This window comes from Microbispora hainanensis (assembly GCF_036186745.1).
Taxonomy (GTDB): domain Bacteria; phylum Actinomycetota; class Actinomycetes; order Streptosporangiales; family Streptosporangiaceae; genus Microbispora.
Genome location: NZ_CP108086.1, coordinates 3,988,499 through 4,001,262, shown reverse-complemented (window position 1 = coordinate 4,001,262; position 12,764 = coordinate 3,988,499). Strand labels below are relative to the sequence as shown.

Sequence of the window (12,764 nt, the reverse complement as noted above, 5' to 3'; positions counted from 1 at the left end):
ACGGCGGTTACTGGCCGGGGTGACATGGGCCGGGGTGACATGGGCCGGGGCGAGATGGGCCGGGGCGAGATGGGGGGACAAGCCGGATGCGCCGATCTCTTGCTTCAGCGTTCGCCGCCCGTCGTTCGATGGCGTACAGGTTGCTCGCCGTCCTCCTGTCGGTCTCCCTTTCCACCACGTCGTGTCTGGACGTGGAGTCCGGGGGCGGCTCGAGTGCCTCGGAGACCGAGAAGGGGCAGGTGCAGGAGCCGAAGAAGGCGAAGCAGCCGAAGGAGCCGGAGAAACCCAAGGGCCCGGTCTGCCCTGCCCCGGGACCCATCACGAGGTCCCAGCTCCCGAGCTTTTCACCGGCGGAGGGGGTCAGTGTGGTCATGCAGAACCCCTGCATCAGCATCGCGGGCCTGGCCGAGGACGTCCTCGGTTTCATCCCCGAAGGGCGCTCCGAGGAGTTCAGGGAGTTCCGCGGCGGGCTCGAGCGCTTCGTCGGCAGGGTGAACGCCGTCAACGACGCGGCGGAGTGCGCCTATGAGACCGACCACCTGGCGCTCGGGGTGTATCACCACGACAGGGCCGCGTGGTCGATCGGCATGGTCGCGGTCGTCCGCGGAGACCTGGACGCGCTGGTCGACACCGGGGTCTGCTGGCTGCTGAGAAGGCTGCCGTTCGACGTCCCCAGGGGAGACGTCCTCAGAGATGACGGTTTCCGTCCCGGCTTCTGTGCCGACGCCGTCACCAGGACGAGCCAGGGCTATCGCTTCACGATCCTGTGGATCGGCTCATTGAACGTCATGTGCAGGAACCTCGCCAACCGCTACACCGCCACCGGGTAAGGCCGCGGACCCGCAACGAACACCCCAGGTTGAGTTCGAGGTTCCACCGGGCCCGGGTAGAGCCCGGCCAGGACGCCGCTGCTCGGCCACCACGTGCGTCTAGTGGTTGGGCCGCACGACTCCGATCCATGCCCTCGATGCTCGACGTGAGGCGGGGGAACGCCGCTGGCGACCCCGTCCGACAGATTTCCCGATAAAGCGAGTAGGAAATGTTGACTTATAGGGCTCGTAGATCTACATTGAGTGTTATGAGCCAGGATTTACCTTTGATCCGGCGCCCTCACGTTGACTTCGGGCACGTCGCCAGCGCGCAGTGTCGCTGATCCCGCCCGTCCGACTCGGCGAGATCGCTGCTGGTACCCGAGTCCTTCCACCTCTCCCGTAGCGACAGATCCAAGGCCGTGGTCGCCTTCACGACCACCAATGTGAACACCCGTGTGCCGCCTACCGCCACGCGGTTCCCCCAGGGGCCCGCGCGACGTGACATGGCGGCGTCCGCGGCATGGCCGCGAGAGGGGAAATCCGATGTGCATCGTGACATCAGAGGGCAGACAACGCACGGCTCCCCGCAGGGAAGGAGCGGGAAGGTGACCGAGACCCTGTCAGGGCGGGCCGTGGACGGCGAGCGGTTCCGCAGAGCGCTGGCGGCGCACGCCGCCGGTGTCGTAGTGATCACCGCTCAGGACGACGAAACCCCCATCGGCCTGACCGCGACGTCGTTCTCCTCGGTGAGCCTGGAGCCGCCGCTGGTCTCCTTCTATGTGAACCAATCCTCGAGCACCTGGCCCCGGTTGCGCTCAGCCGGCCACTTCGCCGTCAACATGCTCACCAGCGACCAGGATGAGCTCGCGGTCAGATTCGCACGCAAGGGCATCGACCGTTTCGCCGAGCCGACTCGCTGGCATCGCGGCCCCTTCGGGGCTCCGCTGCTGAGCGACGCGTCGGTGCACCTGGTCTGCCTGCCGCACACGACGGCCGAAGTGGGCGACCACGTGCTCGTCGTGGGCCTGGTCTGCGAGGCCACGGTGCACGGCACCAGCCGCCCGCTGCTATACCATCAGGGCCGTTTCGGCCGATTCATCCCCCACTCCTGACTGCCTGTCTACCCCCTTCCACCCGATCTCCGCCCTGTCGAAGGCATGACCGGCGCCGGCTTCCTCGTCCCTCCCCAGAACCATCCGGCGTCCGGTGTCCGCGCCGCCCCTGTCGCCGCTCACCCCACCGGCGACGACCCCGGCCTGCCCTTCACACGGCGGCCCCATCACATGGCGGCCCCATCACATGGCGGCGTCGTGAACATGGCGACGTCGTGAACATGGCGACGCCGACCGATCCTGTGCGCCCGGATCCGTACGCGATCTCCTCGGACTCTGAACGAAACCCCGGGCGCATCCCCACGGGCGGCCTGGTCCGCCCGGACGTCCTGATCCCCGGTTGACGCGCGTCGGCGGCCTTCGCCTCCGGCCTGCCACTTCCCTCGTCGGCGTGCCCCCGCCGCCGCACTGCCGTGCGTGCGGGGGTCCCCGCGCATGCCCGAAGGCCATCCCGCCGGCTCTCGAGAACCGACGTCCTCCGCCCCACCACATCTCTCCCCGCAACCACCCCCCCTGAAAGGAAATCCCGTGTCGACGAATCGCCGGCGCCACAGATGGCTCGCCTCCGGCATCGCCGCGCTCGCCGCCTCCACCGTGCTCTCCAGCTGCGGCGGCAGCGGCTCCTCCGCACCGGCCGCCGCCGGCAACGCCTCCGCCGTGCACGCGCTGGACCCCGCGCATCCGGTCGAACTCAAAGTGATCAACACATCGGGTGCCTTCAACATCGCACTCGCCAGGGACTACGGCTTCTTCGCCAAGTACGGCCTGTCCGTCGAGGAGAGCCAGCTCGCCAACGGCACCCAGGTGCTCGCGGCGCTGCAGGGGGGCAGCGGCGAGATCGGCTACGCGGATCTCTACGCCGGCATAAACGCCAAGGCGCAGGGCTTCAACCTCAAGCTGGTCGCCAACAACAACACCAACGCCAAGCAGTTCCCGATCCTCGTCCAGGCGGACGGGCCCATCAAGACGCCCGCCGACCTCGCCGGGAAGACCATCGCCCTGCCGCCGGTTCCGCAGCACACGGTCAACCTGCGGGGTTTCCTCAAGGCCAACGGGGTCGACCCGAACCAGGTCAAGTATTCGATCGTCCAGGCTCAGGCGGCCGCGCCGCAGGCGCTGGCGAGCAACTCCGTCGACGCCTTCTTCGGCCAGTGGAACCAGGCCTACACCAACGAGGGGCAGCCGGGCGCGTACAACTTCCGGGTCCTGGGCAACCCCGACTCGTCGCAGTGGTCGAACCTGAAGGCGACAACGGCCGCGTTCTGGGCCACAGGCGAGTGGCTGGAAAACCCCGAGCACCAGGCTGTGGCCCACGCCTTCGACAAAGCACTGCACGCGTCCTATGTCTGGTTCAAGACGCTGACGCCGGAGAAACTGCAGCCGATCCTGCTCAAGTACCAGCAGATCGACCTGTCGAAGCTCACCGGCGGCGACCCGCAGAAGGTCGACAACCTGCTGACGAACACGCAGCCTGGGCCGTTCGACTTCGACGCCACGCAGTCCTGGTATGAGCTCGGCCTGCAGTACGCGCCGGACAAGATCCAGAAGGGCGTCGACCTGCACGACCTGGTCTTCCCTTCGGCGCTGCAACCGGAACCGGAGCTGATCCAGCCGCCCGTGAACGCGGGATGACCGCGGTGGTGGCGGGCCCGGAAACGCACCCGCCGCCACCGGACACCACAAGCGATGCCCAGCGGCAACCCATTCTCGTGAGGCCTTCACATGACACACGCACTCGAGGCCGAAACCGCCCTGACCGATGGCGTCCGTCATGGCGTCATCACCATCGACGGCGCCGGCAAGGACTACCTCGCGCTCGACGGGAACGTCGTACGCGGGCTCTCTCCGGTGAGCCTGACGATCGAGCGGGGCGCCTTCGTCTCCGTCGTCGGGCGTTCCGGCTGCGGCAAGTCCACCCTCCTCCGCCTCGTCGCGGGGCTGGAGAAGCCGACCTCCGGCACCATCCGCGTCGGCGCCGAACGGGTGGACGGGCCGCCCGACAGCGCCCGCTACGTCTTCCAGAACTACAACGAGTCGCTGCTGCCGTGGCGCACGGTCGGCGACAACGTCCGCTTCGGGCTGCGGCACGGGCACGGCGCCTCCCGTGTGTCCAAGGCACAGGAGGACGAGCTGATCCGGGAGCACCTCGAAGAGGTGGGGCTCGGGGGGACCTTCAACCGCTACCCCAGTGAACTGTCCGGCGGCATGCAGCAGCGGGTCGCGATCGCGCGGGCCCTCGCCGCGCGTCCCGAACTGCTGCTGCTCGACGAGCCGTTCAGCGCGGTCGACGCGCTCAGCCGCGGCACACTTCAGGACCTCGTGCTCCGGATCTGGAAGGAGCACGGCCTCACCGTCCTGTTCGTCACGCATGACATCGAAGAGGCCCTCTACCTGTCGCAGCGGGTGATCGTGCTTCGCGAGAAGGGCGGTGGGATCGAACGCGACGTCACCGTCGACATCCCGTACCCGCGCACGCAGGTCGACTTCCGCGAGGACCCCCGCTATCTCCGCCTCCGTCGCGAGGTGCTCAGCCTCGTCGTCGGTGCCGAGTGAAGGACCAGCCATGACCGACATCGCCGGAACACCACTCAAGCCCAGCCCGCGGGCCGACGCCATGGCCGTCACCGAGACCACTCCGGGGGCCACCCCCGCGACCGTCACCGGGCCGGACGGCGCGGCCCCCGTGGAGAACGGGCTCAGGCCCGTCGGCCCCGTACGCCGGACGGTGCGCCGCTACCTCCGCAGCCGAGCGTCCGGCTGGACGCTCGTCGCCTTGATCGTCGTTTTCTGGCAGGCCTACTCGGGCGTCCACTACGACCCGACCATCTCCTCGCCGGACCGCATCGTCGAGACGTGGTGGCGAGAGGCGACCGAGGGCGATCTGCTGCGGCAACTGTCGATCACCCTGCGCACGATGGCCGAGGCGCTGGCGCTCGCGGTGCCGCTCGGCGTCGGAATCGGTTTCCTGATGGGCCGATCACGGGTGATCTGGGGGCTGTCCGAGCCGCTCGTCGAGATCCTGCGGCTCACTCCGGCCACCGCGATCCTGCCGATCTACATCCTGTTCCTCGGGCTCGGCGACCAGATGAAGATCGCCGTGTTCCTCACCGGAGGCATCTTCCCGATGATCATCAACTCTTACGCCGGCGCCCGCGGCGTGTCGAAGATCCTCGCCGAGACCGCGCAGACGTACCGCTTGTCGTGGCTGCAGACCCAGAAAGAGATCGCCCTGCCGTTCGCGACGCCGTACATCCTCGTCGGCATGCGGCAGTCGCTGGGCATGTCGCTGGTGCTCGCGGTCGTCATCGGCATGCTCTCTGGAAACGACGGCATCGGCTACTACCTGATGTTCGCCCAGCAGAACTTCAACCTGCGGCAACTGCTGGCCGGCGTGCTCACGGTCGCCGTCATCGGCTACCTGTTCAACGCGATCTTCCTGCTGCTCGAGAAGCGCGTCACCCGGTGGCGGCGCGGCACCCAGGCGGGTGAGGCGTGAGTCCGCCCGCGCGCAAGCCATTCAAGCTGGGCTTCTTCACCCACGTGCGCTCCGCCTCCGGACGAGGGGAGGCGCATGAGGAGCTCGTCCGCCTCTTCGTGGGAGCCGAGGCACTCGGGTACGACGTCGGATTCGTGGCGCAGCACCTGCTGGCCGGCGGAGAGGAGGGATCGGCTCCGTCACCGCTGATCTCTCTTGCGCCGGTCGCCGTGGCGACCGGGCGCATCGGGCTCGGCGTCGCGGTGGTGACGTTGCCGATCACCGACCCCGTCCAGCTCGCCGAAGACGCGCTCACGCTGGACGGGATCTCCCGGGGGCGTCTGCAGCTCGGCCTCGGGACCGGCAACGCCAACATCGACAAGTACGCCGCCTTCGGCCGTGACAAGGCACGGGCGACGGCGCTGTTCGACGAGAACCTCGCCGTGTTGCAGGGCGCCCTCGCGGGCCACCCACTGCGGGGCACCGACCTGACCCTGCCGGTGGACGGCACGCCGTTGTCGCGCCGGCTCTGGCGCACCGCGGGCAGTGCCGCGTCGGCCCGCCGTGCCGCGCTCACCGGCCTCGGCCTGCTGTTCGGCACCGCGACCCTGGACGCCCGGACCCAGCAGCGGCCGATCATCGACGCGTACCTGGCCCAGTGGGCGGAGACGGGTCCCGTCGAGGCCCCGGCCGAGGTGGCGGGCAGCCTGCGGCCGCGGCTCGGCGGCATCCGGATGATCTACCCCGCCGACTCACGTGAGTCGGCGCTGGCGGCGCTGGGCCCGTTCCTGAAGGCCGGCCGGGCCCGTCTCGCGAAGGTCAACGGGATCGACTCCCGTGACCTGACCGACGACCAGGTGCTCGCGTCGATGAACGTCGCGACCGGCTCGCCGTCCCAGACGGCGCAGGCCCTCCGGGACGACGCCGCGCTGCTGCCCGAGGTGGACCATCTCATCGCCGTCACCAACATCATCGAGGACGCGGCTGCCGGGCTCGGCCGCAAACGCACGGTGGACGTCGCGCTGGAGGGCCTGGAGCGGATCGCGGCCGAGGTGGCACCGAGGCTCGGATGGACGCCGGAGCGATGAGTCCGGGGACAGTGCCGGCCGGCACCACGCACATGGACGACAGATCGCGGTGGCGCGCCCTGTACGTCGCGTCGATCCTGTCGGGGGTCCTGCTGGTCGGCATCAGCGACGCGAACGTGGCGCTACCCGCGATCGCCCGCTCGCTGCACGTCGGCCCGACGAGCCTGCAGCTCATTTCCGCGGGATACGTCGTGGCGTTCGGCCTCACGCTCGTGCCCTTCGGACGCCTCGGCGACCAGGGCCGCAGACACCAGCTGATCCGCGTCGGGCTGCTGCTGTACATCGCCTCCAGCCTCGCCTGCGGCCTCGCGGCGGACCTGCGGACGCTGATCGCGGGACGCGTCCTGCTCGGTGTCGCGGCCGGGATCCTGATGCCGCAGACGATCGGGGTGATCCAGCAGCTGTTCGGCGGGGCCGACCGGGGCCGGGCGTTCGGCGCCTACGGCGTGATGACCGCCGTCGCGACCGCGTCCGGGCCCGGCATCGCTGGCCTGCTCATGACCGTGGGCGGTGCGGACCAGGGCTGGCGGTGGATCTTCCTGATGAACGTCCCCGTCGGGGTCGCACTGTTCGCCGCCGGTGCTCGCCACCTGCCCCGGACGCAGCCGGTCATGACGACGATCACCCGCAGCTTCGACCCCATCGGCGCCGTGCTTCTCGGTGTCACCGTGCTGCTGGTGCTGTTCCCGCTCGTGCTGACCACCGGCCTGCCGGGCGACAGCGCGGCCCGGTGGTCGGCGCTCGTCCCCGCCGCCGTCTTCGCCGTGCTGTTCCTGCGATGGGAACGCCGCTACCTCGGACGTGGCCTGCTCCCGCTGCTGGACGGGGAGCTGCTGCGCACCCGCTCGTACCGGAACGCGCTGCTCGTCGCCGCGTCGTGGCTGGCCGCCGGACCCGGCGTGGGGCTCGTGATGATGCTGTACCTGCAGCTCGCGCTCGGGCTCTCGCCGTTCCTCGCCGCTCTCGTGCTGCTGCCGTCTTCGGCGGCCTCCGCCTTCGGAGCGCGCTGGGCGGCGCGGCGGGTGCTGCGATGGGGCCGCGTCATCACTCTGACCGGCCTGTTCACGTCGGCCGCGGGGATCCTCGTCTCCGTCCTGGCCGTGAACCTCCTCGCGCAACGCCCCGCGATCGCGGTGGTCACCGTGGCGCAGATCCTCAACGGGCTCGGCAGCGGCATGGTGATCTCCCCCAACCATGTGCTGCTGCTGAGCGACGTACCGGCCGAGAAGGGCAGCCTCGCCGCCTCGATCGGCCACCTTACTCAGCGCATCGGCAACTCGCTCGGCATCGCGGCCACCTCGGCGGCTTTCTATGCCGTGGTCTACGGGCACGCGGGGGAGCTGACGAACGCCGGGCGGTCCACCTACGACAGCGCGCTCGTCGCCGGCGTGGTCGCGGCCGGGCTCTTCTTCGCGCTCGCCGTGTGGGCGACGGTGACAGACCTCGTCCGGACGCGGCTCTACCGGACACCAAGTGAACCGATCGACAGGACTACGAAAGCAGGAGCACGGACATGAGTGAGAGACGGCATGTGAAGCTGGGGCACTCCATCTGGCCCGAGGGGCGCCACGGCACGGGCTGGCGGCGCCGGCGCCACTACAAGGTCCTTGAGGGCGACCCGGACTTCTACCGGGCGACCGCGCAGACCGCCGAACGAGGGCTGTTCGACTACTTGTTCCTCGGCAACGGCGAGTCCTCCCGGCTTCCCGGCAAGCCGGGGGGCCGCAAGCAGAACTGGTCGGCCGACACCGCCGCCAACGGCGTCGTGAACCTGGTCGACGGCGAGCACTACTGGACTCCCAACGGGCTGTTCAAGCTCGACAGCTTCACCGCGAACGCCTACGTCGCCGCGCTGACCACGCGCATCGGGCTCGTATCGACGTTCAACACGACCTACCAGCACCCGTTCAACGTCGCCCGCCAGACCGCGACCCTCGACCACCTCAGCCGGGGCCGCGCCGCGATCAACATCGTCACCGGGCGCAGCGACGACGCGGCGCGCAACTACGGATTCGACGAGCAGCCCGACGGCGACGCCCGATGGGATCGCGCGGAGGAGTTCATCCAGATCCTCTGGTCGCTGTGGGACGGCTGGCAGGACGGCTGGTACGTCGGCGACCGGGAGGGCGGACGGTTCCTCGATCTCAGCAAGATCCAGCCGACTTCCTTCCGCGGCAGGCATTTCAGTGTCGAGGGGCCGCTGAACATCCCGCCGTCCCCGCAGCGCCGCCCGCCGCTGATCGTGGCGGGCACTTCCCAGCGGTCGTTCGAGTTCGGCGCCAAGTACGCGGACGTCCGCTTCATCCCCTTCGCCGACAAGCAGGCCGAGTATTACCAGACGCAGAAGGCGCTGGCCGCGAGCTACGGACGCGACCCGGACGCCTACTATCTGCTGCCCGGCATCACGTTCTACGTCGACGAGACCTCGTCGGCCGCTCACGCCAGGTTCCGCGAGATCCAGGACCTCTCGGTCGTGCCGTTCGACGCGCGCGAACTCGGGCGCGTACTTGGCGTGGACCTCGGCAACGCCGGGTCGAAGGACAAGGTCAAGGACGTCGTGGACGTCACCGCGAACCCCGCTTCGGCATGGATCGTGAAGGACGCCTTCCTCGGCTTCGGCGACGAGGACATCACTCTCGCCGACCTCGACCACTTCATCGCCAACGGCCCCGCCAACCAGGTGCCGGTCGTCGGTTCCGGGCAGGAGGTGGCCGACTGGATCGAGGAGAACTTCGAGGACCGCAAGCTCGACGGCGTCGTCGTCTTCCCGCCATACCAGCCGGGCTCGCTGGACGCGTTCGTCGACCTGGTGGTGCCGGAGCTCCAGCGTCGCGGCCTGTTCCGCAAGGCCTACACCAGCACGACGTTCCGGGAGCACTTCGACCGGCCGGCCATCGCGAGGACCGCCTGACGGCCATGGAAATCGGGATCTTCAGCACCGGCAACCTCGCCGGCGACCCGTCCGTGGGCGCGACCGCCACCGAGCGTCTGCGGGGTCTGGTGAAGCTCGCGCAGCGCGCGGAGCAGGCGGCGCCGCACGTCCGGTACTTCCGCGAGCGCTACGCCGCCCACGGACACGGCACCGCGGAGTCCGCGCCGGTCGGATCGGGCGCGAAGGTGCACGTCGGTCTCCGCTCCCAGGACGCGCTGCGCGAGTTCGAGGCGCAGCGTCCCGACCTGTCCAAGTGGCCCTACGACACCCTTGAGGAGGCGATCCGGCATAGCGCGCTGACCGTGGGCAGCCCGGCCCAGGTCCTCGACAAGATCGCCCACTTCCAGGAGCAGTACGGCGGCTACCAGCGGCAGATGTTCTCCATCGACCAGCCCGGCGGCGCCTTCGACCAGATGCTCGAACAGATCGACCTTCTCAGGGAGCACATCCTCCCCGCGCTGCGTGCGGCCTACGCGCACGCCTGACCCCCACCCCCGTGTAGAAGGCAGGACACGATGAGCAAGCACCACGATGTCGACCGCGCGGCGCAGGAGTCGCTGCGGCTGCTCGGCGCCGACCCCGGCAACTGGGTCGCCCCGGTTCCCGGCGTGGACCACGACGTCGCGATCATCGGCGGAGGGCAGAGCGGCGTGACCATCGCGTACGCCCTGCGCCGCGCCGGCATCTCCAGAGTCACCGTCATAGAGGCGGCCGACCAGGCGAAAACCGGCGTGTGGCGGACCCGGGCGCGGATGAACACCCTGCGTACGCCGAAGACCCGTTCCGGCCCTGAGCTCGGCAACCCGGCGATCGGATTCCAGGCCTGGTACGAGGGACTGCACGGCGAGGAGGCGTTCCGGGCCATCGGACGTATCGCCCGCACCGACTGGGCCGACTACATCGAATGGTTCCAGCGGCAGGTCGGCGTGGAGGTCCGCTACCGGACCAGGGTCGCGGACATCGAGCCGGTCGACGGACTGCTGCGGCTGCACCTGGACGTCGACGGGCAGCGGCAGACCGAGGTGGTGCGCAAGATCGTCCTCGCGACAGGCGTCGAGGGGACCGGCGGCCCGTACATCCCCGCGATCTTCGAAGGGCTGCCGGAACATCTCCGCGCCCATACCGGCCACGAGATCGACTTCGCCGGGCTGGACGGCAAGGATGTCGGCATCCTCGGTGCCGCCACCTCCGCGCTCGACGCCGCCGCGGTCGCGCTGGAGTCCGGCGCCCGCGAGGTGCACGTGTTCTCCTACCGCGCCGAACTGGTCATCCAGCCCACCGGAGGCAACGTGCCGAACCCCGGCGCGCAGGAGAACTTCCACCGGCTGCCCGACGCGGCGCGCTGGCAGAACCGGTGGAACCAGGCGAACAAGGGGTCGACCAGCCCGCTGGACACCGTGCTGCGCGCGGTCGCCTTCCCGAACCTGCGCCTGCACTTCAACGCGCCGTGGACGGCGCTGCGTGAAGAGGACGGCAGGGTCGTCGTCGAGGCGGCCGACGGCACACACGCCTACGACTTCGTCATCGCCGGGACCGGCTACCAGTACGACCCGCGCACCCGGCCGGAGCTGCGGCGTCTGGCCGAGGACATCGCACTGTGGCGGGACGTGTACGAGCCCCCGGCCGCACTCCGCTCCGAGAGCCTCGGCGCGTACCCCTATCTCGGTGACGGCTACGAGCTCACCGAGCGCGTGCCCGGCTCGGCTCCGTGGCTGCGTGACGTCCACGTGTTCAACGTCGCCGCGGCGCAGAGCTTCGGCCGTCCCGTCGGCGACATCCCCAGCCTGCGCACCGGCGTGCCGCGCCTGGTCGAGGCGATCAGCCGTGACCTCTTCCTCGCCGACTGGCAGCGGCCGAAGCCGCCCGCCGCCGCAGCCCCGGAGGAGTCCTTCACCGCGCACTACGCCCACGCCGTCTGGCGTCCCGACGTCGACGCGAAGGCGGCGATCGGCTGAGCGGCCGGCCGGCGAACGGACAACGACCCATCGAGGAGACTGCGACACGACCATGACCGACCACACCCGCGAACTTCATCTGAACCTGTTCGGCAACTGGTACGGCAACCACCGGGCCGCATGGCGGCACCCCGGCGTCGATCCCCACCAGCTCTGGGACATCGACTTCAACATCCGTACGGCAAAGACCGCCGAGCGCGGCCTGTTCGACGCGGTGTTCTTCGCCGACGGACCGAACCTCGGCCCCGTGCAGCCGTCCGGGGGCCAGACGAAGCCCGAGCCGATAACGCTGCTGGGAGTGCTCGCCGCCGTCACCACCCACCTCGGGCTCGCCTCGACGGTCTCGACGACGTACTCCGAGCCGTACAACACGGCACGGCAGATCGCCTCGCTCGACCTGCTCACCCGTGGCCGCGCCGGATGGAACGCCGTGACCGGGTCCAACGCCGCGACCGCTGCCAACTTCGGCCCGTCCGCCCACCCCGAGCACGCCCTGCGCTACGAGCGGTCGGAGGAGTTCATCCAGATCGTCAAGGCGCTCTGGGAGAGCTGGGAGCCGGACGCGGTGATCGCCGATCAGGAGACCGGGGTGTTCCTGGACCCGGGCAAGGTCCACCGCGTGCCCTTCCAGGGCAAGCACTTCCAGATCGACGCGGTGTTCAACGTGCCCCGCTCACCGCAGGGGCGTCCGCTCATCTTCCATGCCGGCGACTCCGACTTCGGCCGCTCGCAGGGCGCCCGCCACGCGGACGCCATCTTCACCGCCCAGCCGACAATCGAGGCGGCACGCGAGTTCTACCGCGACTTCAAGCGCCGGGTCTCCGAAGCGGGACGCGACCCCGGGCACGCGCACGTCCTGCCCGGTTATCTCGCCGTCGTCGGCAGCACCGAGGCGGAGGCGCAGGCCACGTTCGACGAACTGAACCAGCTGATCGACATCGAGGGAGCGATCGAGGAGGTCGCGCGCGGCGACGGGCTGGACGTGTCGGGCGTCGATCTCGACAAGCCGATCCCGGACTCGTTGTGGGAGCACTCGATCGCGACCAGCACGTTCAGGAGCCGGGTCGAGGCACTGCGCACCAAGGCGGTCGAGGCGCGCCTCACCGCCAGGCAGGTGATCGAGTGGGACATCGCGGCGCACGGCCACTACGTGTTCGTCGGGACGCCGGAGCAGGTCGCCGACGACATCGAACTGTGGTTCACGACCGGCGCCGCCGACGGGTTCAACTACAAGGCGCCCACGTTCCCCGACGGCCTGGAGATCTTCGTCGACCACGTCGTCCCCCTGCTGCAGGCGAAGGGGATCTACCGCAAGGAATACACCGAGACGACTCTGCGCGGCCATTACGGTCTGCCCACGCCGCGCTGACCGGCGAGATCGGAGCGATGA

General features: G+C 69.5%; 11 protein-coding genes. All 11 read left to right on the top strand.

Annotated features, from left to right (window positions below):
* Positions 1-128: 128 nt before the first annotated feature.
* Positions 129-830 carry a hypothetical protein gene (locus tag OHB01_RS18820; protein WP_328855759.1) on the top strand — a complete coding sequence of 234 codons (702 nt, stop codon included), beginning with the start codon at positions 129-131 and terminating at the stop codon, positions 828-830.
* Positions 831-1,417: 587 nt separating this feature from the next.
* On the top strand, positions 1,418-1,924 hold the full coding sequence (locus OHB01_RS18815) for a flavin reductase family protein (protein WP_328855758.1): 507 nt from the start codon (positions 1,418-1,420) through the stop codon (positions 1,922-1,924).
* Between the two features lie 528 nt (positions 1,925-2,452).
* Positions 2,453-3,556 (top strand): ABC transporter substrate-binding protein, encoded by a 1,104-nt coding sequence (locus OHB01_RS18810; RefSeq protein WP_142649321.1) that lies wholly within the window; start codon positions 2,453-2,455, stop codon positions 3,554-3,556.
* A gap of 90 nt (positions 3,557-3,646) precedes the next feature.
* Complete coding sequence (locus OHB01_RS18805; protein ID WP_142649320.1) at positions 3,647-4,477, top strand: ABC transporter ATP-binding protein; 831 nt, start codon at positions 3,647-3,649, stop codon at positions 4,475-4,477.
* Between the two features lie 10 nt (positions 4,478-4,487).
* Positions 4,488-5,420 carry an ABC transporter permease gene (locus tag OHB01_RS18800; RefSeq protein ID WP_142649319.1) on the top strand — a complete coding sequence of 311 codons (933 nt, stop codon included), beginning with the start codon at positions 4,488-4,490 and terminating at the stop codon, positions 5,418-5,420.
* A complete protein-coding gene (locus OHB01_RS18795) occupies positions 5,417-6,487 on the top strand; it encodes an LLM class flavin-dependent oxidoreductase (RefSeq protein ID WP_147944848.1) in 1,071 nt (356 codons plus the stop codon). The genes OHB01_RS18800 and OHB01_RS18795 overlap by 4 nt, the downstream gene beginning before the upstream one ends.
* A 32-nt stretch (positions 6,488-6,519) precedes the next feature.
* Positions 6,520-8,004 carry an MFS transporter gene (locus OHB01_RS18790; RefSeq protein ID WP_328855757.1) on the top strand — a complete coding sequence of 495 codons (1,485 nt, stop codon included), beginning with the start codon at positions 6,520-6,522 and terminating at the stop codon, positions 8,002-8,004.
* Entirely contained in the window at positions 8,001-9,398 is a 1,398-nt protein-coding gene (locus OHB01_RS18785; protein WP_328855756.1) for an NtaA/DmoA family FMN-dependent monooxygenase, read from the top strand. The genes OHB01_RS18790 and OHB01_RS18785 overlap by 4 nt, the downstream gene beginning before the upstream one ends.
* A 5-nt stretch (positions 9,399-9,403) precedes the next feature.
* A complete protein-coding gene (locus tag OHB01_RS18780) occupies positions 9,404-9,904 on the top strand; it encodes a hypothetical protein (protein WP_147944845.1) in 501 nt (166 codons plus the stop codon).
* 30 nt (positions 9,905-9,934) lie between these two features.
* Entirely contained in the window at positions 9,935-11,374 is a 1,440-nt protein-coding gene (locus tag OHB01_RS18775) for an FAD-dependent oxidoreductase (protein ID WP_147944844.1), read from the top strand.
* A gap of 52 nt (positions 11,375-11,426) precedes the next feature.
* Positions 11,427-12,743 carry an LLM class flavin-dependent oxidoreductase gene (locus OHB01_RS18770; RefSeq protein WP_142649313.1) on the top strand — a complete coding sequence of 439 codons (1,317 nt, stop codon included), beginning with the start codon at positions 11,427-11,429 and terminating at the stop codon, positions 12,741-12,743.
* Positions 12,744-12,764: the final 21 nt, after the last annotated feature.